Genomic DNA, 26,187 nt, shown 5'->3' with positions numbered 1-26,187 from the left:
TGGGGAGGAGCGCTTAGCCCTTGGAGGGAAGGCTAAGGGCAAAGGTCGAGGAGAGACTACGGGCGACCTTGTCTAGGCGCTCCCTAAGCGAGCTGTCCCATAGCCCTTCTCCCGCCTTGAGGGAAGCGATGAGACGCTTGACCTCTTCGTGCGAAAGGTAGGGCTCACCACTGGGGCGACGTGTGAACTGTAGAGCGTAGAGGTAGCCGACACCACGAGAGACGAAGCGGAAGGCATCTTCGGGGCGTTCGTTGAGGTTGGCTAGGGTGTTCCGTCCCACGAGCTCCTCTAGGGCTCGGGCAGCGACTGCCTGCGCCAGTAGCCCACGGATGTTACGCAGGTGCGACAGAGCCTCCTCGTAACGATATTCGGTGATAGCAAGGCGACCTAGAGCAAAGGCATTGAAGAGCTTTGTCTCCGATCCCCTTAGTCCCGTGAGGCTATTGGACCGGAGGAGCTTTTGGGCTTGTAGGTAGTAGCCGTAGGCCAGATCCCATGTATGCTCCAGCGCCGTATAGCTGTGCCCTGGGACCAGCTGTGGGGCTTCGTGTGCCTGGATAAGCGTCTTGTCGGTGAGGAACTTCTCGTCGAGGTATTCCCCAAGAGCCTTGTCTAGGTACACGGCACCTAAGGTCATCCCTCGGTAAAGCTCCGAGGGTGCGAAGCCATCGGTAGTGACGAAGAAGCGATCGTTGTCCCCTTGGTTGTAACCGATAAATCCCGTTTGTCCAGCACTGGCTCTGCGGTTGTACCGCTCCGTAGCATACGTGTCTCCGTCGTAGCCAGCAGCCCTGCGCACATCGTCTAGGGTCTCGGCGAAGTCCGACAGGATCACCGAGCGATACTTGCTCTGCTGAGCGGAGGAAGCGATGAGGGGCTCTAGGGCGATCTCATTGTTCCCCCCTTGGGCAAAGAGCTGCTTGAGCTCCTGCCAACGTGCGCCATTGAGGATATAGGCTGTGCGAAGGAATCGTGAGTAAAGCGTCTCAGAGGCAGAAGCTGCCTGCTGAGGTAGGAGTAGGTCTACACTGCTCGTCCCCTGACGCTTAAACGTGTAGGTGGGATCAGGGACGAGTGGAGCCTGGTATTGGCTCTCGACCACCTCCCCCTCCCAGCGTGAGCAGGCTGGGGTAAGCGTGGTGAGTGCCAAGAGGAGTGCCCAAGAGCGGCTTGAGGTATAAGGCTTCATTTGCACTAAGGAAGTATAATGTACTTGCAGAAGGGAGCGGGCAGACGTGCCTCACCCTCATCGTAGTTCTGTGTCTGACGTGTCTCTAGTACTGGTGTGGCGAAGATGCCATCAGTCGAGACAGCTTCTAGGGAGACGTGGATCGTGGAGCCACGGGCAGCTGTGCCATTGACTAGGAGGAAAAGGGGCTGGCCAGAGCTAAGCGTCAGCGTCTGGGTATGCTGCTTCCCGTCGTTGGGGATCAAGCTGGAGCCCTGAAGGGTCTTCTCCGTACCCAGCTCATGCAGTAGTTTGTCTGCTCCGACATAGCGAACGACACAGCGTGAGCGCACTTCGCTCTGCTTGCGCAAGCCTCCTTGATGGAGATCCGCTGGTTCGCTGAAGGAGTAGGTCAAGGTGACTCGGTAGGTGCGAGGTGTGCCAGGAAGCGTCACACCTGGATAGACGAAGGTGCTGGGTGTCGTCTCGGGGTTGCCCGAGAGGATCGTCATATCTTCATAGCGACCGTCTGGACGCTCTACCCCACGGAAGGGGAAGAGCTTATCATAGTCCTCCGTGGGATAGTCCACTGGGGTGTGCTTGCACCCTACGAGGGCGAGAGCTGTGAGCCCTACGAGGCTCTGCAGAAGTCTATTCATCGTGGTGATCGCATTAATAGTAATCATGAGTGGCATCGGGATCATCGTAGAGCTCGGCGATGATGCCAGTCTCTACTCCCTCGGGGTGAAGGTGACGGCTCACTAAACGTCTCGTGCGGTAGGGAGCATCGTACACCTCGACAAGTTCGGCAAAGAAGCGATCTCCCTTGCGCTCAAAGTCCGAGAAGATGTACTTCGAACTATAACGGATACCAGTGAGGAAGGTGAGCCCCTCGGGGGTACCCACATAGCCCGATCCTAGCCCAACGATCGCTTGGGGAGGTCCATCGGGGATCAAGGCTTTGCGGCTAACAGCTGTGAAGAGTGCGTACCGCTGGGCGACGAGGTTGCGTCCGTAGGAGGTGAGTTCGTTCCTCGTGCTATACTTCATTATGTAGTTGCTCAGGAAGAGCGTACGTCCTCCCTGATGGATACGTATCTGAGGGTTGCGCATTTGCTCAAAGGCTATGCGGTGTCCCTCGGCTCTGTCGAGGCGAGCTGAGCGGTCTGCGTCCTTAGCGATCCTACGGAGGATGAAGTAGGAGCATGCAGGCTTCGTCGTACGAGGGCTCTCGAAGATCAGTTGCCCATCAGCGTCTGTCCCTCGGAAGAGGAAGTCTAGCTCCCCCTCGTAGCGCTCCCCGATCAGCTCGGTGAGGTAACTACCGGTCGTGAAGCTTAGGCGAGTATAGCCAGCCTGACCAAGTTCGTAGGTAGACTTTTGGACAGCCTTGGCAGAGCCATCGGTGTAGTCCCCTTGTAGCTCAAGAGTACCATCTCTGTGGAAGGTCATCTGATAGTAAAAGCCTCCGTAACCGAGTTGGTTGGGGAACTTATGCTGGTTGATCTCCTCCTTCGGGTTGGTAAAGAGCAGGGAATCTGTCTTCGGGAAATAAAGGACTTCCCACCCCTGAGGAGCGGAGACTAATACCTCCCTTAGCGAGTCTTGTCGTGCAAGGCTTCGCTCGGTAGGGGTATTGGGGAAGACTTGATCATCCTTAGAGCATGCCCCTAGTAGGATGCTTGCCGCTAGGGCGAAGGTGATGCTAAGGCTGTGTCGCATGATGCTTGTCGAGATACTGGTTCATGAGCTGAAGGCTCTGTAGCTGGAGGCGTTGAAGAGGTATGCGCCAAGCCTCCTCAATGTACTTGGAGAGGAAAGCACGCTTCTGGACGAAGGACTCATGAGCGATCTTGGCTTCCTCGGCATAGCGACGCTTAGCCACCTCGTCGCCGTCTGCGTCATCAGGGATAGCAGCATCCTGCTCTGCCCGAGTGATGGCCGCTGGGGTCTCGGTGAGTGTGACGCTGTACATCTCTGCTAGGTCTTCGCGTGCACCCAGCATCCCGAGGATGGAGTAGAAGCCTCTGCTGTAGGCATATCTATTCAGCCCAAGACCTTCTCTAAGTCTCCCTGACTTCTCATAGCTGCGATAGGCATCGGCGAAGGGCTCTGTGGTCGAGCTGTAGCGGTCTGGCCCCAACGATAGGAAGCGGTCATGGTCGTAGGGATGTATGGTCATGAGATGTCGGCCGATCTGGTGCTGAGCACTACGGACGAGGCGGTACACCTCCACGGGATTAGTGGGGGAGAAGGTGTCTACATTATATATGTATAGCTCGATGGAGGGAGCCTTGCGGTTGAAGTGCAGATCTACGCCTTGTCCGTCTCTGTTGGCACCACCGTAGAGGTAAATGCGCAGTAGAGGATGAGCAGGGAGGAAGTCTCTGCTGGTGAAGAACTGCTTGTCTCGGTAGAGGCTGAGTACCGTTGCCTCCAGAGCTTCGAGTACGGGGCGTACTTGCTCGAGGCGTGGGGGATAGGTGTGGGTAGATCGCTCCGCATGGTTGCGATCCCATCTATAGATAACCTCGGCTTGGTAGGGGCGAGTGATATGCTCCTGACACCAGCGGTCTAGCTCGCTCTGCTGCTGGCTCAGTGGAGGCAAGACGCTCCGCTCACTGAGCTGATCCTTCGAGCAAGAGGCTAGGGTCAAGCCGAGGGCAAGTGTGAGGGTGAGGTATATGGATTGTTTCATCATCGTTGGGGGATGCTTAGTGACGTATACGATGGTTGTTGCCCTCCCTTGGATTGGGCTCTAGGCCAGCGGTGATGGCTTCGGTGGGGAGCTGGAGACACTGGCGAGGGTCGTCCTTCTTGAGTGGACGGTAGAAGCTGCTCTTGGAGCTACGTGTGACCTCGATATTGAAGCGTCTAAGGTCAAACCAACGTAGTCCCTCCTCGAAGAATTCCATCTGACGTAGATGCAGGATGGTACGTATCATCGGTAGCTGACGAACCGTAAGTCCATAGAAGGGAGCATAGAGCGCATAGTCGGAGGTAGAGCCCTGCGTGTAGCTATCATTCGGGACAGCTGGCTCGTAGCCGAGCTTGCTCAGCGTGTAGGCCTTGAGGTCTAGGATGGCACGATCATACTCGCCTAGCATGGTGTAGGCTTCCATACGATTGAGTAGGACCTCGTCCGTAGTGAAGAGGACATTGGTCACTGCTAGCCCTCGGGGATGTACTTCGGAGGTCTCCTGCTGGGTAGCCCGCTCGTCAAACTTAGCTAGATAGCGTGTCGTGCGATAGGGCTCAGGGGCATAAACGAAGGGGTAGATAAGGGTCGCATCTCCCGATTGGTCGTCATCCTTGATGGTCTTTCGCTTGAAGATCTTGTCTACGATTCCCACAGTCGCCCCATAGCGATCGGTGGCGATCGAGCGGGAGAGACGGGACTCCGTAGAGGCAAGCATCAGGTTAGCCGCTGTCTGGGGAGAGCAGTAGAGCTCATGGAGGCGCTCCCTGCGTCCCTCTAGCTGTTCCTGATAGCTGATCCATGGACGTAGCGTCGTCCCTGGGGCATTGCCTAGCACGTAGTCGGCGTAGGCGATGCACTGCTTCCAGTCCCCCTTCATGAGGTAGAAGCGGGAGGCGAAGGCATAGGCCGCTCGCTTGGAGAAGTGATATTTCGGCTGCTGATAGTACCGGTCAGAGACGAGGGAGATACCCCGCTTGAGGTCTTGCTCGATCAAGGTGTACACCTCCTCGACCGTGCCTCTCTTGTAGTCCACGAAGGCATGCTTCTCAGGCTTGGTTAGATAGGGTATGCCGAGGCTGGATGCAGAGCGTCCGTAGGGCTCTGACCATATATTCACGAGCATGAAGTGCAGGTAAGCTCTTAGGAGAAAGGCCTCACCATAGAGAGCACGTGTGCGCTCATTCTTGGGGAAGGTCGAGAGGAGCTCCAGCACCTTATTCGCTTGGGCAATCCCTCGGTAGCACTCCCGCCAGTAGCTTAGTGGAGTGTCTAGATCCTCTTGGTCGTAATCCTCCCAGAGGTACATGGACTCCCCTAGGCGGGTCTGAATACCATTGACGCGCTCCTCGACATTGTCTGTACGGGGCTCTAGGAAGGGGATGTAGCTAGCCGTGGGGTAGGCTCCCGTGAGGAGCTCTTGGAGCTTGTCCTCGGTGTCTATACTGATGTCTAGAGCGGCATCGGGGTTCTTATCTAGGTATCCCTGACAGCCACCGAGCAGGAGGGCTAAGGAGACGAGTAGTAGTGATCGCTTTATCATCGTTGTCTATACGTACTTTGAAGTAGAAGGCAGACCCTTTTGGAGGTTAGCTTGTCACCTCTCGAGAGGCACTAGTGCTGCCTCAGGGGAGTTTCTATTGTTGCCTCTGAAGAGTTTCTATTGGAAGTCCCAAGGTGCACCTACGGCAGGGTCGATACCCCTGTCTTAAAATCCTATCTGTAGCGAGAGTGTGTACTGTCTAGGTGTGGGTAGAGATACCCCCCCTGCACGATAGTATTCAGGGTCCTGTCCACGTAGACGCTTGTCGGAGTAGATGAGGAAGGGGTTCGTCAGACTAAGCTGCAGCTTAGCTGACTGCAGGCGAAGCTTCTTGGCGAAAGCTTCGGAGACCCGATAGCCCAGCGAGACATGCTTCAGACGTACGAAGCTACCATCGGCGACTCGTAGCTGGGAGTAGTTGTAGGTGCTATATGCACGCTCAATATTCTCCCTACCCACAGCATTGATTAGATCCTGCGAAGGGATGGTAGGCACATCGGTATGCTGTTCGTCCCCAGGATTCATCCAACGATTACGGTATTCTCCTGAGAAGACATTGAGGTCAGCGAAGGTGGGGTCAAAGGTGGGGTTGAGTCGGATCTTATTGCCCGCCTGCGCCGTGATGAAGAGGGTGAGATCCCAGAGACCGTAGCGCAGGGTATTCGATAGCCCACCGATGACCTGAGGCTCGATAGGCCCGTGATAGGTGAGGTAGCTCTTGGTGTACTGGGTATCACTGAAGTCTGCACTGTAGACGTTGGCATCCTCACCATGATTGGTGGGATAGAGTCCAAAGTCAAAGGTGGGAAGCCCGTGACTATTCAGCCCTTGGAAGTTGTAGGAGAAGAGCGAACCCTTAGGATAGCCTACGAGGTTGCCCCGACCACGTCCAGCGACCATGTCTAGGGCGTTGGGCGTATTACGCAGTCTCGTGATCTTCTGGTTCATGAGGCTGAGGGTAAGGCTGCTGCTCCACGAGAGCTCCTTCGTCTCTATGTTCGTCGTGCTGAGTGAGAGCTCGATCCCTTGGGTGCGCATATCCCCGAAGTTGGCATACTTGTAGTACTGCCCCCCGATACCAGAGGTGCGGACAAGGTCAATGAGGTCGAAGGCATTACGCTGGTAGAGATCCACCGTAGCCCATACACGGTCACCAGCCCAAGCGGTCTCGAGGCCCAGGTTGAGCTCGTACATCTTTTCCCAAGTGAGGTCACGGTTCTCTAGGTGGCGAATGCGTAGGGCATTCTCTCGGTCCTGATAGCGACGAGGCGAGGTCGTTCCACCTTGGTAGACTGAGTTGGCATTGACAGCTTCCTCGTTCATCTTGGCGGTGAGTCCGTAGCTCATGCGCACAGCTAGGCGGGAGAGTAGGGAAGAGGGATGGAAGAAGGCTTCTCGGTCGACGTTCCACTTCCCCCCTACATTCCACGTGGGAAGCCATTGGGTACGAGCGTTGCGCCCCGAAGCATTTGAGCCTTCCATGTTGATCAGGGCATTGAGGATATATCGCCCGTCGTAGCCGTAGGTAGTGCTCGCAGAGAACGTCACTCCTCGGTCATAGCGTCTAGAGTAAGCGAAGTAATCTTCCCCCTCACGAAGGAGCTTACTGAATATGCGAGGATCCGTGTTGATCTGCCCACCACGATCGTACTGCACGCCGTAGCCCGTGAAGGGAGTATGCGAGCGGTCGGCATAGCGGATCTCAGTGAAGCCAAAGGCCTTGATATCATGGGGGCCGATATGGCGGTCATAGTCCAAAGCCAGACGCATGAGATAGCTCTTCAGGCTCGTCTCATCCTTCTTAAGTATCCCCCCATGAGGCAGGGCAACCTCGGGACGGTGCTCAGGATGCTCGGGGTCACGTAGCAGGTAGATGTTGGCCGAGGCGACCTCAGGAGTCTCCATGGCTCTGTAGGCAAGGACTTGGTTGGATCGCTCTGTGATCTCGTGGGTCATAGAGGTGTACGCCTGTCGGGTGGAGACGAGGGCACGGGCTTCAAGATATGGGCGTACCTTGTAGCTGGCTTCGGCTTGAGCCTTGAAGTCGAGTACCCCGATGTCCATGTGGTTGGAGCGGTACTCCTGATGGATGTTCAAGGGTGCCCAGTTGTTGCGGTATCGCTCCGAAGGTAGGAGCGTACGGCTCGTACCCAGAGCATAGCTAAAGGGGTTGATGTCGAAGTCTCTCTCGAAGAGCCCCAGCGTAGTATTCTTGCGTTGTGGTAGGGTACCTGGCGCACTCTGTGAACGGATGTTCCCCTGTGCAGATAGTGTGACCTGCAGGCGATCCCCGAGATAGAAGGTATTCTTGAGGTTGGCAGTGATGCGCTGCACCCGATCCGCCACTGTCCAGCCTCCGTCATAGAAGAAGCCCAGCGAAGCATAGGTGGCACTACTCCGTCCACCTGCACTGAAGCTCACGGTGTGGCTCGTCGTCGGGGTTAGGCGAAAGAGCTCGCTGAACCAATCGGTATTGGCTCGCTCGTGCTGCTCTAGGAAGGCTCTACGTGCCTCTGGTGTGTTCTCCAGCCTATAAGTACCCGTCTCGGGATCGTATTCGGAGAGAGCTCTATTGAGTAGATGGTATACCCCACCACGACGTCCATATAGACTGCTAGCGAGGCTGAAGTAGCCCTTCTGTCTCATTTCCTCGTAGATCCCCATCGTCTCTTGTGAGTTCAATAGGTCATACTGGCTATAGCTAGGTCGGAGGCGCATGGTATTCTCAGTGGCATAACTTACCCTCAGAGGTGTATCCCTACGTCCCGACTTAGTCGTCACGACGATCACCCCGTTAAGTGCTCGTGCTCCGTATATAGAGGTAGCAGAAGCATCCTTCAGTACCTGTATGTCTTGTATGTCGGAGGCATTGAGCCCTGAGACGGCAGAACTGATGAGCGTCGCTGCGTCTCCCGAAGCTAGCTGATCAAGGCTAAGGTGTACGAGGTCCTCATAGACAGCTCCGTCGATTACCCACAGAGGTTGTACATTACCTAGTATGGATGCCCCACCTCGGATATTGATACGAGGTGCAGCACCGAATGTACCAGAAATGCTCTGGATGGATAAGCCTGGTACACGACCTTCGAGCATACGAGATATATCCTGTGTCCCCTCTAGGTGGATGTCTCGCATCTTCACAGATGAGGCGGCACCTGTATAGACTCGGTTGCGGATCTTCTGATAGCCCGTCACGACGACATCCTCGATGAGCTTGTTGTCCTCCTCGAGGGTAATGGTAAGCCGTGCGCTATGGATCTTCACTTTCTTGGCTTGCATCCCCACACTAGTCACGAGTAGAGTATCTCCTATGCGGGCGGTGATGGTAAACTTCCCTACGCTGTCCGTCAGCGTGCCTTGCGTTGTCCCCACAAGACGTACGCTGGCTCCTATTAAGGCTTCGCCACGGCTGCTGCGTACACTACCCGTGATCAGGCTCGCTTGTTGTGCCAGAGCACTAAAGGGAAGAGCAAGGAGGAGCAGGAAACCAAGGCGTATGATGTATCTAAGTGATTGCTTCATGTCTTGCTAAGAGGCGTTAGAGGTTGATACGTACTCCGCCATAGATGCCGAAGGGATGACCGGGTCTGAGGCCAGAGGGATGACGGGAGACGAGATAGACCTTGTTCGCTAAGTTCACAGCGTTGAGGCTTAGGGTGAGGTGGCGGTTGAGGCGTGCCTTGAGTGATGCGTCTATGATCGTATGGCTGGGGATAAGATGTGCCTTGGCGATACGTCCCTGCCCTGGAGCAGTACGCATGTCTGAGTTGTAGCGGACGCTGAGGTTCGCCTCGAGCCACTTGTACTCTAACCCGAGCTGCGCATTCGCTGCATGTCGGAAGATATAGGGCAGTTCATCCCCTGCGAAGACTTCCCCCCAAGCGGAGGAATAGAACTCGTTCTTCATCTGGGTATCGGTCAGGGTGTAGCTGACCTGAAGGGGAAGACGTACCTCCCAGCTCTTAGGAAGGGGTTGCCAAGAGGCTAAGAACTCAAGCCCCTGGACACGTGCTGCTCCTACGGAGAACTGATCCAGCGTACCCTGTCCGCCTGCAGCGGCGAGGTCACTGCCGAGCATGTTGGAGTAGTCGTTGTAGTAGCCGATCGCTTCTACCTTCAGATTCTCAGTGGTGAAGCGTATCCCAGCCTCGAGGTTGATACTCTTCTCGGGCTTCTGCTGGTAGTAGGTCATCACGCTTGGGGGAGCGAAGCCCTGATGGATACCAGCGAATATGGAGAGGGGACGAAGGATGCGATAGTTGATCCCAAGGCTAGGAAGGAGTGCAGTAGCGTGGTTGCTTCCCTCGATGCGTAGGTGCCCCGTGCGTCTTGGGTCTTTGGTCGTATAGTCTCGCTTATACAGCTCTACGTCCTCGAGGCGAAGCCCAGCGGTGATGGTCCATCCCGCCCGTGACCACTTCCCAAGGAGATAGGAAGCGAAGGCATGGGCTGTCGTGATGCGGTTGCTCTGCGAGCCAGGTTGGCCCGCACGGAAGAGGCTCATCTTCCCGCCCTCGATGGAGTAGCTATCATCGTGCTGGAAGCGGTCTTCTAGGTCGGCATGATAGCGGGCACCAGCCTCCAACTGGAGGTAGCTCGAGAGGAAAGGTAGGCGATACTCCACCTTAGTCTGTATCCCACGCGAATGGTAGGAGCGCTGGTTAGCTCGAAGCATAAGCGCTTCGCCGAGGCGGTCGGTGGCACCGGTGAGGATGTCCAGGTAGCGGGCATTGGTCTCGGGGTCGGCTAGTATCTCTTCGATGCTTCGCTTTTCGCCTTTCTGATCTCCGATACGCACATCGTTGAGCTTATACCAGTTGCGCCAGAAGTAATTATAGTAGGCACTTGTCGTCACCTTCAGCCCGCCCGTGAAGTCGACGAGGTGGGTCAAGGCTGTCTGCGTGTGGCGAGTCTGCAGCTGGTCCATCTGGGCACCACGGTAGCGGTAATAGGGGCGGGAGGCGAAGTCCTGCTCACTCAGCCCGACGTAGCTCTCATCGGAGTGTTCGTTCGAGAAGCCGAGCTTCAGCTCGAGTGCCTGACGGATCTCAGCATCCTCGTCGCTATGGATGCGGAGCTTCCCCACGACATCATTGCGGTAAAAGCCCGTTCGTTCATTGGGCTCATCCTTCTTAAATCCCTTCGATTGGTAGCGAAGGTATTCGACTAGGTAACCGACATGTTTGTGGTCGCTACCCAGATGAGCGTAGGTATTGAAGGTGCCGAAGCTCCCGTAGGAAGTGCGGAGTCCTGCTTGGAAGCTCTTGGGGATGGGGGTCGATACCATGTTCACAGCGCCCCCCGTGGTGAAGGGACCGTACTGCACTTGGCTGCTTCCCTTGAGTACCTCGATGGCGTACATGCGGGCGACATTGGGGAAGTAGTAGGCGGCGGGAGCGGCATAAGGGGCGGGGGCTGCAAGGATCCCGTCTTCCATGAGCGAGATACGTTCGCTGCGCTCGGCCTTCGTTCCTCGAAGGCTGATGTTTGGGCGCAGGCCGTAGCCGTCCTCTTCGTAGATATTCACGCCTGGCACGGCACGTAGCATACGGCTGATGTCTGTGTAGCCGAACTTCTTCAGTTCCTTTGGCGAAAGGTAATAAGCTGAACCCGTACGGTTGCGAGCTTCGAACTTGCTTCCCAGCATCTGCCGAGCATAGACCACGACCTCGTCAAGTCGGCGGACGGAGTCTCTCCTCGCTTCGCTGAGGCTATCTGTCGGGGCTACCTGTGCCTTCGCTCCCAGGATCACCGAGCTAAGGCTTAGTGTAATGGCTAGTCGTCTAGCTATATAATACATCTTTAATGATAGGTGTTATCCTTATGTGTTCTCTAGGCACACGCACTCCCCAACCTTCTCTGGTTCAGATAAAAGGCTGTACATAATAATACGTATCTGTGGAGCAGAGGATGTTCCTCCTGTAACCTAGGCAATCTAGCCCGCAAAGATATAGTATCTCCCTTCCCCTTGAAATACCTAAAAATGGGGGTTTTATTCGGTCAATCGCCCCCTTATATACCTGATTTTGGAGCTCCAGCGTTATCCCAGCTACTACGCTCTAAGGAAAGAGCGCGTACACTCCAAGCCGAACTGCCCCCGACCTCTTCCTCTTTTTGCCCGCACTTCACAAACAGCTTCTGCGAGCAAATGAAATGGCTCCGTCCGAAGAAAAAAAGATCGCCCTGCGGAAGAAAAAAGACATTCTTCCGCAGGGCGAAAAATTTCCGTGCGCACGCAGGGAAATTTCTGTGCGCACAAAAAAATATTTTCGTGCGCACGAAAATTTATTTCCTTCCGCAAGGAAATTTCGCCCTCTGCGGAAGGAGGCTTATCCCCCTACACAATAAGCAATTAGGGAGAAGGCACAAAAACTACCTTACCCCCGCCTGCTTGTAGCTCGGAGCGAGGGTCGAAGTGAGGCGCAGGATGAGGTCGAAGAAGACCATCTTCGCCTGCACATTTTGCGCTAAGTGGCGGGCGGCTTCGTCGATCTCGGCCTCGACCTGACGGACGTTGCGCCCCGTGATGCAGGAGCGTAGGTAGCGGGCGATGCCTTCCTCCCGACTCGTGAGGTAATTGATATCGGGGAGGGAGAGATTGTAGAGGTAGAACTCTCTGAACATGCGCGCCAGGTACTCCAAGAGGCTCGCTTGCTCTTCCTTCGACAGTGCCGCAAGGTCCTCTGCGAGGAGCTTCATCTCGCGGGGCTGGGCATTGACCGTCGCGCGGAGGATGCGCTGCAGGAGAGCATATTCCTCGCCCAGCTCAGCGGCACGACCTTCGTAGAGATCGAGTGCCTTGCGGTAGTTGCCCTCCGAGAGGTGGGCAGCGTAGAGGGCATCCGCCTCGGCATAGTCCGTCGGGGTCGCACGTAGTGCTGTCTCGATCTCAGGCTCAATGAGGGGGCGAAGGCGAAGGGTCTGCATGCGACTGCGCAGCGTCTGAAGGACGGACGGCTCGTCCATCGTGACCATGAGGATGATGGTGCGCTTGGGTGGCTCTTCGACGAGCTTGAGGAGCTTGTTGCCCAGCGCCTCTTGCATGCGCTCAGGTAGCCAGATGATGAGGATGCGGTAGCCACGCCCCGAGGTCTGATAGCCCATCATACGCTGCAGGGGCTCGCCTTCGCGAGCGAAGATCGAGGCCTTCTTCCCATCGCCACCGAGGAGTCCCAGCCATTCATCATAATAGGTATAGGGGCCCTGCTGTATGAAGCGTCGCCAGTCCTCGATATGGTCTTCGCAGAGGTTCTTCCCCGAAGCGTTGACGATGGGATAGAGGAAGGAGAGGTCCGGATCCCCCACTTCGTCATAGCGACGACATGAGGGGCAATGCCCGCAGGCATCCCATTCTCCGCGGTCGGTGCAGTTGAGGTAGCGGGCATAGGCGTAAGCCAAGCCCAGTGCGCCCTCGCCATCGCGCCCCGTGAAGAGCTGGGCGTGAGGGACGAGCCCCTGACGAGCCGTCGTGAGGAGCTGTGCCTTGAGGCTATCGTGACCGACAATATCTCTGAAGTACATAGGCTAAGGGATGTAGATGGATGGGAAGGGCTATCGGCGCCAAGCACGGACGGCAGTGGCGAAGGCCGAGAGGTAGGCACGTCCGTGCTCGCTGATCATGCTCTCGGGGTGGAACTGCACCGACCACACGGGCTCCGTACGGTGGCGCATCGCCATCAGCACACGGCCTTCGTCCGCATCAGCGCAATAAGCCGTCGGGACAAGGCAGCTCGGAAGGCTCACATCGTCGACCGCCCAGCTGTGGTAGCGCCCGACGAGACTTCCCGTGGGGATAGCACCGACGAGACTATCCGTAGGATCTATGACCTCAAGTGCGGAGGCATGCCCGTGCCGGGGCGCGGGGAGCTGCACCAGCGTAGCGCCGTAGTGCTCGGCGAGAGCCTGATGCCCGAGGCAGATACCCAAGATCGGCTTTACTCCCGCCTCGGCACGGATGAGGGCCTGCATACGGGGGAACTCACTCGGCACGCCTGGCCCTGGGGAGAGAATGAGCCCATCGTGCTCGGGAAGCGAAGAGAGCTCGAGCTCACCCTCGGGGATAACCTCGAAGGTGAGCTCGGGGAGTGAGCGCAGGAGCTCCACGACATTGTAGACGAAGGAGTCGCGGTTGTCGATGACTAAGAGGTGTACCGTGGAGCCCATGGTACACGCTACTTGAGGTTACGCCCCGTGACATGCGTGGGGCCGACTTGGTCGCGCTTATCCTGGAGATAGCGGGGGTGGTAAGCACCTGCAGGGAGGCTCTCCAGCGCATCGCGGTTAGCCAGACGTGCAGCCACGACCTTATCCGTCATCGAGGTAGAGATCGCCCCCACGACGATATCCATGAGGGTACTCAAGATGCCCCGTCCTCCTTGGTCACTACTCAGATCCACAGCGCCCTCGAAGCGACGGGAGAAGAGCATCTCACCCGTCTTCGTAGAGCGCAGGAGGTACTCGACATCGATCTCGATCTTCGAGCGCAGGGCGACCTTCTCCCAGCGATGGATGATGGTGAAGAGGACAGCGTCTGCACCGAAGACACGGTAGAAGGGCGCGACGTTCCCCTGGATGAAGTCCTCGGCATTGGCGGCACTCTCCTGCTCCATCAGCTCCTTCGCGAGGAAGGGTGAGAAGACGTAGTAGCCACGCTCAGCCAGCGGCTTGAGCAGCGTGGCATAGAAGTTGTCCTTCAGCTCGACCTGATTGGTCTCGTTGATCGTGGGCATGATGACGATGGAGCGGGGATTCTCCCTGTAGAGCGTAGCATAGGCATCCTCACGGCGCTGCGTCTGCTCACCCAGAAGTCCACAGGAGGAGAGGAGTACCAGCGAGACGAATGCCCCTACGGCAATGAAAGCTCGGTGTAGTCGGATCTTCATTTCTTCAGCTGCTTGATAAGACGACGGACGAAGACGGCACTCTCGGGGTACAGCTCAGCTTCCTTCTCGAGGAGCTTCACACCTCGCTCGGTATCGCCTTGCTTAGCTAAGAGGTAGCCGTACTCAGCGCAGAGCCCTGGAGGAGGCATCTTGCGTAGGCCTTCGGGCTGAGTGATGAGCTTCTCGTAGACCAAGCCGAGAGCCCTAAGGCGCTCGGGGGTGGGATTCTGTGCGACGGCATAGGCCGTCTGCTCATAGTTACCCCACGAATATAATGCGGGTGAGGAGCCACAGCTCGAGAGGAGTCCCGCAAAAAGTAGGAGTGCGGCGGCGGTATAAGTGAACTTCATCTGTTGCAAAAGAGGATCTACGATTTACTGCACGGTGATGGTCTTCGCGGCTCGGCTGGAGATGAAGATCTCCTTGGAGAAGAGCGTGCGCCCCTCGGCATCTCGGACGATGACCGTATGGCGCCCTGGGGTGATGGTGATGCGCTTCGCATGTCGCGTGACAGCGTCGGGGCGAACGGCCACGATCCCCACAGCGGAGACGTCGTCGACTAACACAAAGACCTTCTTCCCGACGTAGGCATCCGAGGAAGCTACGACGATATAAGACTCATCATTGAGTCCGCCCGAGATCGACGAGGTCGTCCCGCAGGCTGTCCCAGCGAAGAGGAGGGCAAGGAGGGAGAGTAGACCGACGGCCCACTGCTTGTAGAATGGTTGCTTCTTCATAATCGCTGCGGTCTTACTGCTGTACATAATAGTTGTCTAAGGCGCCCTTATCGAAGCTCCCCGAGACGACGCTGACGATAGCGTACTGCGTATCAGGCGTATCGCCATCAACGGACTCTACGCGCAGCTGTGCCACGGGCTTACCCGCCAGATAGAAGGAGACACCCGTCTGAGGGTTCTTCACTTGCTTGCCGCGCTTATAGAGCGTGAAGATATCTCCAGGACGAATGCCCTGAGCGGCCCCGCCTGCGATGATGATACCATCGGCATCAGCATTGATGAGGTAGGTGCGCCAAGGCTTGTCGGTGCACTTATTGATGATGTTCTCGACGAGCTGATCGATGGCCCCCGAGATGGCCTTATCGCTGAGGGTGGCGTCATAGCCAGCCTTACCGCCAAGACCCAGAGTGCTCTTACTCGTCGTCTGAGCCTGCCCCTTACCTTCCTCCGAATAGATGACTTGCCCCGTCGCGACATCAACGATACGGATGCTCACACCCGCCTCTACCGTCTGACTCTTCTCCGAGGTGAAGAGACCATCCTTGCCAGTCGTCTTGCGGCCGAACTCGGTGATCGAACCGAGGATAAGGTAGTCAGCACCGATACGCTGACCCTGACCAGCCTTGAGCTCAGCCTCCAGCTTCTCCGAGTCGCTACGCTCGAGGAGGATGAACTTCCCCGAAGCATTGAGCTTCGTCATAAGGATATCGAGGGCCTGCTTCGCCATGGGATCATTGTCGCGCTCGTAGAAGATACCCTTGCCATACTGCGTCTCATTGGAGAAGCGCCCGACGGCGACCTTCCACTTGAGGCTACGCGCATCGGCAGGGCGAGCGTTGTTGACCCCAGGATGGGCGATGACTCGCTGGGGCTCTTGTGCAGTAGCATAGCCAAGCCCCGAGAGACCTGCCAGCGCTACGAGAGAAAGCGTCTTAAGTACATTCATAAGGCACTGTATATCTATAAGTGAGGTTTGTGTCATACAAATGTAGTGATTAATAGCGGTAGAGCCCTGGGGCTACGCCTATACAGACGAAGCTCTATACCACAGCTTGAATGCAGATGGATCCTATGTGATACAGACCTATATTGGTCGGCGGGCTGACCTATATAGGTCGCAGACGTGACCTATATTGGTCGAGAAAGGAACCTATATAGGTCAGCCCGCCGACCAATATAGGTTCGCACCACCCTCCCCTACAGAGACGTCATCACACACAGATAAAGACAAGCCCCCCAGCTCACTGAGAGCTGGGGGGCTTATCCTGTATAGAGCTAAGCTGTGCGCTTAGTAGTCGGGGTTATTCTTACCGAAGTTGGGGTTACGGTCAATGACCCACTGAGGGATGGGGAGGTAGCGGAAGTGAGGCTTGAAGATGCGGTTCTCCACGAGCTTAGCTTCAGCTGGAGCAGAAGGATTGATCGTAGCACGCGTCTCAGGATTCGTACCCGTCATATCGACAGTACCTACCATACGCTGCAGCGGACCATTGAGGACCGTCTCAGCGATCATCTTGCCGTCCGTACCCTTCCAGCGAAGGATGTCAGCACGACGGAGACCTTCGCCAGCGAACTCAACGGAGCGCTCACGACGGATCAGCTCACGGAGCTTATCCTTCGTACCGTACTTCGTCTGGTCGACAGCAGGCATACCTACACGCTGGCGCACGAGGTTGATCTTAGCGTACACATCAGCCGAAGGACCATTCAGCTCGTTCTCAGCTTCTGCATACGAGAGTAGGACCTCAGCATAGCGGAAGACGATAGGGCTGGCATTCGTAGACCACACGTCGGCATACTGATTAGCAGGAGCGGTGTACTTATTCCAAGTGAGCCCCGTCTTAGAGCTGTTGTTCGCACTTTCGGGATAGTCCTCGTTCTTCTTCCCACCAGGCAGCGTCTGGTCGAGGGTGTTGTAGATCGCGGTCTTGCCCTCGGGCGTGATATAGTTAGCACCAGGGTAGCAGACGGTCATAGCCATACGAGGGTCACGATCCTTGAAGGGATGCGTGGCATCGTAGCCTGAGCCCGACTCATCCGTCGTCAGCCCCGTCTTCATCTCATAGAGGTTGATGAGGTTAGCCGTTGGCACCATCGAAGACCAGCCCCCGACGGAGTTATTGAGCATCGAGCCGATAGAGGTGTAGTGAGGCTTCACCGTCTCGAGGTACTGCACAGCAGCGATGATCTCAGAAGAGCCTTGACCAGCGATGGTGAAGAGCTTCTGGTAGCTGGGCTCGAGGCTATAGACGTTGAGATCGATGATCTCCTTAGCCTTCGCCTTAGCGACTTCCCAGTCACCATAGTAGAGCGCTTCGCGCATACGGATAGCCAGAGCAGCACCCTTGCCTAAGCGACCACGCGTGACATTAGCCTGGAGGTCGGGGATAGCTTCATCCAGATCCTTAGCGATGTAGGCACGCACCTCAGCCTCAGTCTTACGAGGCAGACGAGCTTCATCAGCATTCTGAGGGAGCTCGATGATGGGCACACCACCATAGAGGAAGTTCATCGTGAAGTACTGATAGGCACGGATGACCTTAGCCTCAGCGATGATGCGCTTCTTCTGCGCCTCAGGCATGTTGGGGATCTCTTCGATCTGCTTGAGGAGGAGGTTACAGCGGCCGATAGTACCATAGCCATAGAAGGAGGCGCCTGGGCTGGTGGGGCTCATCGTCCCGTTGCCGATAGAGCGGAAGCCCTCGTGAGCGTGGAAGCTAAAGCCAAAGTCCGAGAGGCAGTCCATATAGAGGATCGTACCACCACTCTCCCAGCCATCATAGCAGCCGACGAGGAACTTCTCAGCGTCTTCGGGAGTCTTCCAAGCAGTCTTCTGAGAGAGCTGGTTGCGGGGGGCTGTATCGAGGAAGCCCGAGCAGGAGACACTACCAGCCGTCAGGAGGCCAGCCAGCAGGTACTTATATAGGTTATTCATTATCGTAGTCACATTAGAAGGATACGTTCAGCCCGAAAGAGTGCGTACGCAGCAGGGGGTAAGAGGAGAGACGCTGGCTCGTAGCCTCAGGGTCGATGTTACCGCGCATGTTGTCCAGCGTGAAGAGGTTCTCGCCAGAGTAGTAGACACGCAGGGAAGAGACACCGAGGTTCTTCAGAAGGCTCTTAGGCAGGGTGTAACCCAGCTGGAGGTTCTTCAGACGCACGTAATGCGTGTCCTGCAGCCAGAAGGTCGAGCTTGCTTCGTTGTGGTTAGCCTGACCAGCGAGGTAGATGCGAGGCATCTTACCCGAGGGCTTGTCTGCGCTCCAGGCATGACGCCACTCAGTAGAGGGGTGACCCGTATCCCCACCGAAGGCACCGAAGACCTCAGAGCTGTAGAGGCGAGAGGCAGCTGCGACACCGCTAAACATGGCAGAGAGGTCGAAGGCACGCCAGCCTAAGTTGAAGTTCATAGCGAACGTATAGGCGGGATCTACAGGATTAGAGAAGATACGGTCCTTACCATTGATCTTGCCGTCACCATTGACGTCCACATAGCGGATATCACCAGCCTGAGGGCGAGAGCCGAAGGGTGTACCATACTTAGCTACGAAGGCATCTGCTTCTTCCTTCGACTGGAAGAGCCCGTCAGCCTTGTAGATGTAGTAGGTGTCGTAGGAGTGACCGACGGCATTGCGAATAGCACCATTGTCCATGTACTCGTTAGCACCGAGGCTGAGGATCTTATTCTTGTTGTAGGTAAAGTTACCACCTACGCCGAGCGTCCAGTCACCGAAGTGCGTCTTGTAGTTCAGTGCGATTTCGACACCCTTGTTCTCCATCGCACCGACATTAGCGTGGTAGGGCTTGAGAGGGAACTCAGAGGGGACGTCAACCTTCATCAGGATATCGGTCGTCTTACGAGCGTAGAAGTCTACTGACCCAGTCAGCTGTCCAGCGAAGAAGCCGAAGTCCAGACCTACACCGACGTTGCGGCTCTTCTCCCAGCTGATATTGTTCAGCTTGAGGTCGGTCTGTGCATAGCCAGAGGTAAGTGCACCACCGAAGGGATAGGTAGCACCGATATTATAGGTATTGAGTGCAGGATAGTAGTCATTGAGAGCTTCCTGGTTACCGAGGAGACCCCACGAAGCACGGACCTTCAGGTCGCTCAGCACGGGATAGAGAGGCTTCATGAACTCTTCCTTCGACAGGCGCCATGCACCAGAGAAGGAGGGGAAGTAACCCCAGCGATAGCCCTGAGCGAAGCGCGAAGAGGCGTCAGCACGGAAGTTCGCTTCGAGGAGGTACTTGCCGTCGAAGTCATAGTTCAGACGACCGAACCAAGAGAGCATACGCAGCTGAGCCGTCGTACCATTGTTCTCCTGCGTAGAGGAGGAGCCTGCACTTAGGTCGGTGAGGTCGTTCGAGGGATAGTCCTTACGCTTGCCCTGCATGTACTGCGTGAAGAAGTCTTCAGCATGCCACCCGAGGAGGGCCTTGAAGTTGTTCTTGCCAAAGCTCTTGCTGTAGTTAGCCAGTGCATCGAAGTTTGCACGCGTCCAGAGGTAGTAGCGTTCGTCCAGATTGTTGGGCGCACTGACCTTGTGGTCGTTGTACTTGATGAAGGGGACGAAGGCCTTGTAGTGCTGCAGACTGGCTACATAAGCTACGTTAGCCGTGAGGGTAAAGCCATCGAAGAGATGGAAGTCGATACCCCCAGTAGCGGAGATGTTGTGGTTGTCGCGGTCGATGGTCTGACCTGAGTCAAGCCAAGCCAGAGGGTTACCGTCCCCCGTCGTCCCCCAGCTCTTACCGTCCTTACTACGGCCGAGGATCCAAGGAGCGACGATATTCAGCTGGCGGATGATCTGGTCAGAGCCACCAGATACGTAGGAGTTATTAGGATCTGCGTACTTATTCTTGATGTAGGAGAGGCCGAGTCGAGCCGAGATGAGGCGGCTGAGGGTGAGGTCAAGATTCGTACGAGCGTTGAACTGATTACGCTTAGCGTTGGGGAGGATACCCGACTGCCCGAGGTAACCCAGCGAAGCCATATAGCGGACCTGCTCGGAGCCACCATTGACACTCACATTGTGGTGCTGCATAAGAGCCGTACGGAAGGCCAGATCATACCAGCGGGTATCGGGGTGCCCCTCGGGGTCACTGCCGTCCTGGAACTTCTTGAGGTCCTCGTCAGAGAAGCGAGCTACCTTACCAGCAGCTACCATCGCCTTGTTGTAGAGGGTAGCGTACTCGAAGGAGCCCATACGGTCCATCAGGCGCGTAGCGCTCTGCATACCCACGCTACCCGAGTAGCTGATGCGAGCCTTACCCGACTTACCGCGCTTGGTGGTGATGAGGATGACCCCGTTAGCAGCCTTCGAGCCGTAGATAGCTGCGGAGGCAGCGTCCTTCAGGACTGAGATGCTCTCGATATCGCTTGGGTCAAGCATATTGAGCGTCCCAGACTCGAGACCGTCGATGAGGATGTAGGGATTTGCGTTATTCAGGGTACCCGTACCACGGATGCGGAGCTTACCGCCGTCGAGACCTGGAGCACCGTTGGTAGCGGTGACTGTCAGACCTGGGACGAGACCTTGCAGACCATTACTGAGGTTCTGAATGGGGCGAGCTTGTACCTGCTTCAGGTCAAGAGCAGTCACGGAACCAGATAGGTTAACTTTCTTCTGCGTGCCATAGCCCACGACGACGACGTCACTGAGCTGCTGGGCTTCTTCCTTGAGCGTGATCTTGATCTGCGTCTGCGCTGCTACGGCTACCTCACGAGCTTCATAGCCCAGATAGCTCACACGGAGGATGGCATCACGCTGTACTCCCGACAGGGTGAAGGCGCCCTTGGCGTCCGTCATAGCGCCTTGCTTGGGATTTTTCTTCACGACAACAGAGGCTCCAACGATGGGCTCATCTTTGGTATCCACTACGGTGCCGCGGATGGTCAGCCCCTGTGCCATAAGCTGTGGGGCCAGGTAGATCGCCAGGATCAGTAGCCAACCGACCCAGAGAGACCTAAGGATGAATGTTTGTTTCATACACTTGGGATTTGTGAGTTTGAATAGTGGTATGTCTACATGCCACTCGGCTGTGGTGGCACGGTGTCCGCTCCCGAAAACGTCTTCATGGTGGGAGCGAGTGATGAACCTCTCGCTCGAGGTGCATCGTGGTATTCGGACTATGTATTTCGATTCAAACTTATAAAAAATACTTATTCATTCCTACTATAGAATTTTCTAAGTATAAGCATTCTCTCTTTTTGCTTGTAAGTAAGGCTTTTGAATAGGGGTAGGAGCGCGGAGGGATAGGGGTACTTGGCACCTCTCTGGAGTGTATCATAATCAAGGCTTTACTAAGGCAAAAAATCGATCAGTACTGGTCACTGCTCCGACCAGTACTGCTTCGATGTGTGACCAGTACGAGTAGCGATTAGTGACCAGTACTGGTCACCTCGCCGACCAGTACTGGTTCGTTTTGCCCCCTCGGCAAAACTGATATCATAAGGCGTATTCACCGCTCGCTCTGCCCTTGAGTTATTCGGCTCCATGATGATAGTAGTTCGTGGATGAAGCTGAAGAAGTCAATTTGCAAACGACTACTGGTCTGCATGCGGATGACTATTGGTATGGGGGGCAAACCACTATTCGTTCGTACATCGAACCACTACTGGTTTGAGTGTGAACCACTATTGCTCTGAGCCTCCTCCCCCAGCTTCACACTCCCTAATCACGAAGCAGTCACCCTTTCAGCAGCTCTCCAAAGGGGAGAATCGAGTGAAAAGACACATTGAGCATCAGACACTTATATATTGATAAAGCTCATACGAATATTCCATAAGTGCAGGCAATTCCATATCTTTGCGACCGCCTCCATGGTGAGGCTTGACTCGTATTCTACACCATATATTATATGTAATACATCCATCCAGCTCCTCTCCTCAGGGAAGCTTCGCAGATAGCAAGCCCCACTATCCACTCCTCGACGGCCTGCGTGGTGTCGCCGCCATCGTCGTTGTATGGTACCACATCTTTGAGTCCTTTGCGACCAGCCATCTTGACCAAGGCATCAATCATGGCTATCTCGCTGTAGACTTCTTCTTCCTCCTATCAGGCTTCGTCTTGGGCTATGCCTATGATGGCCGGTGGGGAAAGATGAATACCTGGAGCTTCATACGGCGTCGCCTCATACGACTACACCCTATGGTGATCTTCGGAGCTATCTTCGGTGGAGCACTCTTCTATACACAGGGATGTGAAGCATGGGATGTCAGTAAGATCAGCATTGGGATGCTCCTCGTAGGGATCCTTCTCAATGCCCTGATGATCCCCGCTCCTACACGAATGGACGTACGAGGGCTCGGGGAGATCTACCCTCTCAACGGCCCTACGTGGTCGCTCTTCTTTGAGTACATAGGGAATCTCCTCTATGCGATCATCCTCCGACGCCTCCCACTGTGGGGGCTGCGCCTCATCGTCCTCATCAGTGGACTGGGGCTTATCGGTGTCGCTGTCTACGGGACTCAAGGGGACCTCTGCCTGGGCTGGGCCTTCACGCCGGAGAATGCCTTGGGTGGATCACTCCGTCTGCTCTTCAGCATGACGATGGGGCTGCTCCTCTCCCGCACCCTGCATACCCGCACTGTGCGAGGCTCCTTTGCTCTTGGAGCTGGTCTCTTCGTGCTACTGGCTGTCCTCCCACGTCTTGGGGGAGAAGAAGCCTTTTGGCTCAACGGGCTCTATGACAGCCTGTGTGTCCTCATCCTCTTCCCCCTCCTACTTGTCATCAACGTACGATCAGAGGGGATCAGCCCTCGCATGCGCCAGCTCTGCACCACGCTGGGAGACCTCTCCTATCCACTCTATATGGTGCACTACCCTCTACTCTACTGCTACTACGCATGGGTAAAGAATCACCACTTGACCTTCCAGCAGTCACTCCCAGGAGCACTGGGACTACTCTTTGGCTCTATACTCATCGCATACCTCGCTCTTCGACTCTATGACGGGCCTGTGCGTCGAGCCTTAGCTAAGCGCTACTTATAAGGAGATACAACCTTCATCCCCTACCCCGTGTTGGGATAAGGGGGTGTATACCCCACAAACGATAAACGAACGGTAAGACAACACCCATGACAAAGAAGATCATCGTGGCCATCGACGGCTACAGCTCGTGTGGCAAGAGCTCTATGGCACGTACGCTCGCGCGTGCAATCGACTATATCTACGTCGACACAGGCGCGATGTACCGAGGCGTCACCCTCTTCGCCCTCAGACGCGGCTTCATCCGCGAGGGAGTGATCCAGGAGGCAGAGCTTCGCGAAGCCCTGAACGAGGTATCCCTGAGCTTCCGTCAGAGCCACGAAGGTGCCACACCCGAGCTCTACCTCAACGGCGAGAACGTCGAGAAGGAAATCCGCACGATGGAGGTCGCCTCCTTCGTCAGCCCCATCGCTGCACTGGGCTTCGTACGTGAGTTCCTCACCGCCCAGCAGCAGGCCTTCGGTGCTGAAGGTGGTATCGTCATGGACGGCCGAGACATCGGCACCGCTGTCTTCCCCCAGGCAGAGCTCAAGGTCTTCGTCACGGCTGACCCCGTCATCCGTGCAGAGCGCCGCCTTGCCGAGCTTCGTGGCAAGGGCGACAGCAAGATTACCCTTGAGGAGGTGCTGGAGAACCTCCGTCAGCGTGACTACATCGACACGCACCGTGAGGTAGCTCCCCTGCGCCAAGCTGAGGATGCCCGCGTCCTCGACAACTCCCACCTGACCCACGACGAGCAGGATGCTCTCCTGCGCTCCTACTTCGAGGAGGCTCTCGCCAAGGCGTAGTCCAGCCTTCCTCTCCCCCACTCCTTATCCCCACGCATGTATCCCAAGATCGAAATAGACCAACAGTCAGGCTTCTGCTTCGGCGTCATCAATGCAGTCAAGCACGCCGAAGAAGAGCTGAAGAAGGATGACAAAGAGCTCTACTGCCTCGGCGACATCGTACACAACAACCAGGAGGTAGACCGCCTGCAGGCCAAGGGCATGCAGACGATCGACTATGAGGCCTTCAAGAAGCTCGAGGGGAAGCGCGTGCTCTTCCGTGCCCACGGGGAAGCACCAGCCATCTATCAGCTCGCTCGTGAGCGTAACATCGAGCTCGTCGATGCTACTTGCCCCGTCGTGCTCGCCCTGCAGAAAAAGGTTCGTCGCAAGTTCGCCGAGCTGGATCCCATCGGTGGTCAGATCGTGATCTATGGGAAGAAGGGCCATGCCGAAGTCAATGGTCTCGTCGGCCAGACCGATGGGAAGGCCATCATCGTGCAGAGCCCCGAGGATATCGAGCAGATTGACTTCACCCGCCCCATCGCACTCTTCTCACAGACGACCCAGTCACTGACGGGCTTCCACGAGCTCATCGACACGCTCCGTAGCCGTATGATAGGCGATGCTCGCTTTGACTTCCAGGACTCGATCTGCCGCCAGGTATCCAACCGCATGCCCCACATCCAGGAGTTCTCCTCCCAGCATGAGCTGACGTTCTTCGTCGCAGGGGGCAAGAGCTCCAACGGCAAGGTGCTCTTCAGCTACTGCCAGAAGGGCAACGAGCGAAGTATCTTCGTCTCCTCTCCCGATGAGATCCAGCCCGAGATGCTCCAGCCCCTACCACAGAGCATCGGTATCTGTGGGGCGACCTCCACGCCTATGTGGCAGATGGAGCAGGTAGCCAGCCGTATCCGCGAGATCCTCGGGATGCCTGAGCCAGAAACAGCCATCAGCGAATGAGCATCGACAGCGAGCGACTCGAGGAGTACATCCTAAGTCACACGACCCCTGAGAGTCCCTACCGCCAGCGACTCTGGAGAGAGGCTCATGTGCGCCTCCTGCGTGCTCGTATGCTCTCTGGACACCTGCAGGGCAATCTCCTTCAGATGCTCTGCCGTATCTCGGGAGCCCAAAAGGTCCTTGAGCTTGGCACCTTCACAGGCTATGCTGCGCACTGCTTGGCCGAAGCCCTCGGCGAAGGGGGTGAGGTCCATACCATCGAGTCAGATGATGAGATGGAGGACTTCATCCACGAGTTCCTCGACGGCACGCCCTACGCCCACCGCGTCCACCTCTACCTCGGAGATGCGCTCACGATTCTCCCCGAGCTCTTAGAGAAGCACAGCTTCGACCTCGTGTATATCGACGCCAATAAGCGTGAGTACATCAATTACTATGAGCTCATCCTCCCCCACCTCCCCTCGGGCGCCCTCATCTTAGCGGATAATACCCTCTGGGACGGTAAGGTCATCGAGGAGCCGACTCCCACCGACCAGCAGACGCAGACGATCCTCGCCTTCAATGATCACGTACAGCGTGATCCCCGTGTCGAGAACCTCATCCTCCCCCTACGTGATGGGCTGAGCCTCATCCGTAAGCTATAAGCTCCCCCCCCAAGCATATACAGCAGCGCCCCATGATGCCATCTGCATCATGGGGCGCTGCTGTGTATGAGGTATAGGAAGGCGTGAGCTACAACGCTCCGACCATACGTAGGATACGCGTGACCTGTACCGCCATCATCAGCGTGACGGGGATAGAGACCCAGAGCGCACAGACCAGCGCAAGCATCCCCTCGTGATAGATCTCCTGCGGGGCACGGTAGCCCGTAGCGAGGACTCGTCCTCGGATGTAGAGGTACAGACGGTAGACACCATAGCCCACGGCAAGACCTACAAGGATACCCACAAGGCAGTCAGAGAAGAAGTGCGCTCCGATATACATACGGCTGTAGATGACCCAGGCAACTATGAGCGAGAGTACCGCTGTGAAGCGTCGGTCTCTGAAGGTCAAGCAGAGGAAGGTCGCCACCGCAGTGTAGTTCGCAGAGTGCCCAGAGAAGAAGCCATAGAGCTTCCCATGGTAGCCATAGACATAGTGCAGGCTCTCCTGCAGCCAAGGCGTATGCGTGGGACGTAGACGCTCAAAGAAGGGCTTCGCCAGCGTCGAGCTTAGGACATCTCCTACCGCCACACACAGCCCCACCATCAGCAGGAGGAGGACAGCCTCACTCTTCGGACGGCGATAGAAGAGGAAGATCAGGAGAGCTATCGCAGGGAAGGTCCACGCCCCGACGTTGGAGATGAGGAACATCGCTGCATCCCAAAAGGGCGAATGCGCTCCATTGATAGCGCGCAGTAGGGCGACCTCGCCCGGCAGGAAGGGAGGCGTCATAGGA

Annotated in this window: 20 protein-coding genes; 4 read left to right on the top strand and 16 right to left on the bottom strand. The window is 56.3% G+C overall.

Annotated elements, in window-relative coordinates:
- Window positions 1-13 precede the first annotated feature (13 nt).
- The 15 genes from HMPREF1121_RS00275 to HMPREF1121_RS00205 form a co-directional block, all read right to left on the bottom strand.
- Complete coding sequence (locus tag HMPREF1121_RS00275) at window positions 14-1,189, bottom strand: DUF4856 domain-containing protein (protein WP_044114169.1); 1,176 nt, start codon at window positions 1,187-1,189, stop codon at window positions 14-16.
- Between the two features lie 5 nt (window positions 1,190-1,194).
- Window positions 1,195-1,854, bottom strand: a complete 660-nt coding sequence (locus HMPREF1121_RS00270; protein WP_232223702.1) for a hypothetical protein — start codon at window positions 1,852-1,854, stop codon at window positions 1,195-1,197.
- Entirely contained in the window at window positions 1,841-2,890 is a 1,050-nt protein-coding gene (locus tag HMPREF1121_RS00265; protein WP_044114168.1) for a DUF4302 domain-containing protein, read from the bottom strand. The genes HMPREF1121_RS00270 and HMPREF1121_RS00265 overlap by 14 nt, the downstream gene beginning before the upstream one ends.
- A complete protein-coding gene (locus HMPREF1121_RS00260; RefSeq protein ID WP_232223701.1) occupies window positions 2,874-3,866 on the bottom strand; it encodes a putative zinc-binding metallopeptidase in 993 nt (330 codons plus the stop codon). Before HMPREF1121_RS00260 ends, HMPREF1121_RS00265 begins: the two co-directional genes overlap by 17 nt.
- 16 nt (window positions 3,867-3,882) lie before the next feature.
- Entirely contained in the window at window positions 3,883-5,409 is a 1,527-nt protein-coding gene (locus HMPREF1121_RS00255; RefSeq protein WP_044114166.1) for a RagB/SusD family nutrient uptake outer membrane protein, read from the bottom strand.
- A 165-nt stretch (window positions 5,410-5,574) separates the two neighbouring features.
- Window positions 5,575-8,931 carry a SusC/RagA family TonB-linked outer membrane protein gene (locus HMPREF1121_RS00250; protein WP_044114165.1) on the bottom strand — a complete coding sequence of 1,119 codons (3,357 nt, stop codon included), beginning with the start codon at window positions 8,929-8,931 and terminating at the stop codon, window positions 5,575-5,577.
- 16 nt (window positions 8,932-8,947) lie between these two features.
- Window positions 8,948-11,209 (bottom strand): TonB-dependent receptor family protein, encoded by a 2,262-nt coding sequence (locus HMPREF1121_RS00245; RefSeq protein WP_044114164.1) that lies wholly within the window; start codon window positions 11,207-11,209, stop codon window positions 8,948-8,950.
- Between the two features lie 572 nt (window positions 11,210-11,781).
- Complete coding sequence (locus tag HMPREF1121_RS00240; protein ID WP_044114163.1) at window positions 11,782-12,930, bottom strand: DNA polymerase III subunit; 1,149 nt, start codon at window positions 12,928-12,930, stop codon at window positions 11,782-11,784.
- Between the two features lie 30 nt (window positions 12,931-12,960).
- The gene (locus tag HMPREF1121_RS00235) at window positions 12,961-13,572 is read right to left on the bottom strand and encodes an anthranilate synthase component II (RefSeq protein ID WP_044114162.1); all 612 of its coding nucleotides are present in this window, start codon (window positions 13,570-13,572) and stop codon (window positions 12,961-12,963) included.
- 8 nt (window positions 13,573-13,580) lie between these two features.
- Window positions 13,581-14,291, bottom strand: coding sequence for a GNA1162 family protein (locus tag HMPREF1121_RS00230; RefSeq protein WP_044114161.1), 711 nt, complete (start codon window positions 14,289-14,291; stop codon window positions 13,581-13,583).
- Entirely contained in the window at window positions 14,288-14,641 is a 354-nt protein-coding gene (locus HMPREF1121_RS00225; RefSeq protein WP_044114160.1) for a DUF4810 domain-containing protein, read from the bottom strand. The genes HMPREF1121_RS00230 and HMPREF1121_RS00225 overlap by 4 nt, the downstream gene beginning before the upstream one ends.
- 24 nt (window positions 14,642-14,665) lie before the next feature.
- Window positions 14,666-15,028, bottom strand: coding sequence for a hypothetical protein (locus HMPREF1121_RS00220; protein WP_232223700.1), 363 nt, complete (start codon window positions 15,026-15,028; stop codon window positions 14,666-14,668).
- 13 nt (window positions 15,029-15,041) lie between these two features.
- Complete coding sequence (locus HMPREF1121_RS00215; RefSeq protein ID WP_232223699.1) at window positions 15,042-15,974, bottom strand: CsgG/HfaB family protein; 933 nt, start codon at window positions 15,972-15,974, stop codon at window positions 15,042-15,044.
- Between the two features lie 342 nt (window positions 15,975-16,316).
- Window positions 16,317-17,963: a RagB/SusD family nutrient uptake outer membrane protein gene (locus tag HMPREF1121_RS00210; RefSeq protein ID WP_044114157.1), complete on the bottom strand. Its 1,647-nt coding sequence runs from the start codon at window positions 17,961-17,963 to the stop codon at window positions 16,317-16,319.
- 13 nt (window positions 17,964-17,976) lie between these two features.
- Window positions 17,977-21,018 (bottom strand): SusC/RagA family TonB-linked outer membrane protein, encoded by a 3,042-nt coding sequence (locus HMPREF1121_RS00205; protein ID WP_044114156.1) that lies wholly within the window; start codon window positions 21,016-21,018, stop codon window positions 17,977-17,979.
- Window positions 21,019-21,870: 852 nt separating this feature from the next.
- On the opposite strand from HMPREF1121_RS00205, the gene HMPREF1121_RS00200 reads away from it, so the two are divergent.
- The 4 genes from HMPREF1121_RS00200 to HMPREF1121_RS00185 all read left to right on the top strand — a co-directional run bounded on the left by HMPREF1121_RS00200 (window position 21,871) and on the right by HMPREF1121_RS00185 (window position 25,393).
- Window positions 21,871-23,022, top strand: a complete 1,152-nt coding sequence (locus HMPREF1121_RS00200) for an acyltransferase family protein (protein WP_232223727.1) — start codon at window positions 21,871-21,873, stop codon at window positions 23,020-23,022.
- An 86-nt stretch (window positions 23,023-23,108) separates the two neighbouring features.
- Complete coding sequence (gene cmk, locus HMPREF1121_RS00195; protein WP_044114155.1) at window positions 23,109-23,807, top strand: (d)CMP kinase; 699 nt, start codon at window positions 23,109-23,111, stop codon at window positions 23,805-23,807.
- Between the two features lie 36 nt (window positions 23,808-23,843).
- Window positions 23,844-24,749 (top strand): 4-hydroxy-3-methylbut-2-enyl diphosphate reductase, encoded by a 906-nt coding sequence (locus HMPREF1121_RS00190; RefSeq protein ID WP_044114154.1) that lies wholly within the window; start codon window positions 23,844-23,846, stop codon window positions 24,747-24,749.
- Window positions 24,746-25,393: an O-methyltransferase gene (locus HMPREF1121_RS00185; protein WP_044114153.1), complete on the top strand. Its 648-nt coding sequence runs from the start codon at window positions 24,746-24,748 to the stop codon at window positions 25,391-25,393. Before HMPREF1121_RS00190 ends, HMPREF1121_RS00185 begins: the two co-directional genes overlap by 4 nt.
- A gap of 88 nt (window positions 25,394-25,481) precedes the next feature.
- On the opposite strand, the gene HMPREF1121_RS00180 is transcribed toward HMPREF1121_RS00185, so the two are convergent.
- Entirely contained in the window at window positions 25,482-26,183 is a 702-nt protein-coding gene (locus HMPREF1121_RS00180; protein WP_044114152.1) for a phosphatase PAP2 family protein, read from the bottom strand.
- Window positions 26,184-26,187 lie beyond the last annotated feature (4 nt).

The organism is Porphyromonas sp. KLE 1280 (genome assembly GCF_000700805.1).
Classification (GTDB): domain Bacteria; phylum Bacteroidota; class Bacteroidia; order Bacteroidales; family Porphyromonadaceae; genus Porphyromonas; species Porphyromonas pasteri.
Note: the sequence above shows the minus strand (reverse complement) of the source record. Positions and strands in the feature narration are given on the sequence as shown.

What these genes read in the sequence shown, in the direction of transcription:
- HMPREF1121_RS00275 (WP_044114169.1), bottom strand. Translation starts at nt 1,189, where the DNA reads ATGAAGCCTTATACCTCAAGCCGCTCTTGGGCACTCCTCTTGGCACTC.
- HMPREF1121_RS00215 (WP_232223699.1), bottom strand. Translation starts at nt 15,974, where the DNA reads ATGAATGTACTTAAGACGCTTTCTCTCGTAGCGCTGGCAGGTCTCTCG.
- HMPREF1121_RS00265 (WP_044114168.1), bottom strand. Translation starts at nt 2,890, where the DNA reads ATGCGACACAGCCTTAGCATCACCTTCGCCCTAGCGGCAAGCATCCTA.
- HMPREF1121_RS00250 (WP_044114165.1), bottom strand. Translation starts at nt 8,931, where the DNA reads ATGAAGCAATCACTTAGATACATCATACGCCTTGGTTTCCTGCTCCTC.
- HMPREF1121_RS00240 (WP_044114163.1), bottom strand. Translation starts at nt 12,930, where the DNA reads ATGTACTTCAGAGATATTGTCGGTCACGATAGCCTCAAGGCACAGCTC.
- HMPREF1121_RS00190 (WP_044114154.1), top strand. Translation starts at nt 23,844, where the DNA reads ATGTATCCCAAGATCGAAATAGACCAACAGTCAGGCTTCTGCTTCGGC.
- HMPREF1121_RS00185 (WP_044114153.1), top strand. Translation starts at nt 24,746, where the DNA reads ATGAGCATCGACAGCGAGCGACTCGAGGAGTACATCCTAAGTCACACG.
- HMPREF1121_RS00255 (WP_044114166.1), bottom strand. Translation starts at nt 5,409, where the DNA reads ATGATAAAGCGATCACTACTACTCGTCTCCTTAGCCCTCCTGCTCGGT.
- HMPREF1121_RS00205 (WP_044114156.1), bottom strand. Translation starts at nt 21,018, where the DNA reads ATGAAACAAACATTCATCCTTAGGTCTCTCTGGGTCGGTTGGCTACTG.
- HMPREF1121_RS00180 (WP_044114152.1), bottom strand. Translation starts at nt 26,183, where the DNA reads ATGACGCCTCCCTTCCTGCCGGGCGAGGTCGCCCTACTGCGCGCTATC.
- cmk (WP_044114155.1), top strand. Translation starts at nt 23,109, where the DNA reads ATGACAAAGAAGATCATCGTGGCCATCGACGGCTACAGCTCGTGTGGC.
- HMPREF1121_RS00260 (WP_232223701.1), bottom strand. Translation starts at nt 3,866, where the DNA reads ATGAAACAATCCATATACCTCACCCTCACACTTGCCCTCGGCTTGACC.
- HMPREF1121_RS00270 (WP_232223702.1), bottom strand. Translation starts at nt 1,854, where the DNA reads ATGATTACTATTAATGCGATCACCACGATGAATAGACTTCTGCAGAGC.
- HMPREF1121_RS00220 (WP_232223700.1), bottom strand. Translation starts at nt 15,028, where the DNA reads ATGAAGAAGCAACCATTCTACAAGCAGTGGGCCGTCGGTCTACTCTCC.
- HMPREF1121_RS00235 (WP_044114162.1), bottom strand. Translation starts at nt 13,572, where the DNA reads ATGGGCTCCACGGTACACCTCTTAGTCATCGACAACCGCGACTCCTTC.
- HMPREF1121_RS00245 (WP_044114164.1), bottom strand. Translation starts at nt 11,209, where the DNA reads ATGTATTATATAGCTAGACGACTAGCCATTACACTAAGCCTTAGCTCG.
- HMPREF1121_RS00210 (WP_044114157.1), bottom strand. Translation starts at nt 17,963, where the DNA reads ATGAATAACCTATATAAGTACCTGCTGGCTGGCCTCCTGACGGCTGGT.
- HMPREF1121_RS00230 (WP_044114161.1), bottom strand. Translation starts at nt 14,291, where the DNA reads ATGAAGATCCGACTACACCGAGCTTTCATTGCCGTAGGGGCATTCGTC.
- HMPREF1121_RS00225 (WP_044114160.1), bottom strand. Translation starts at nt 14,641, where the DNA reads ATGAAGTTCACTTATACCGCCGCCGCACTCCTACTTTTTGCGGGACTC.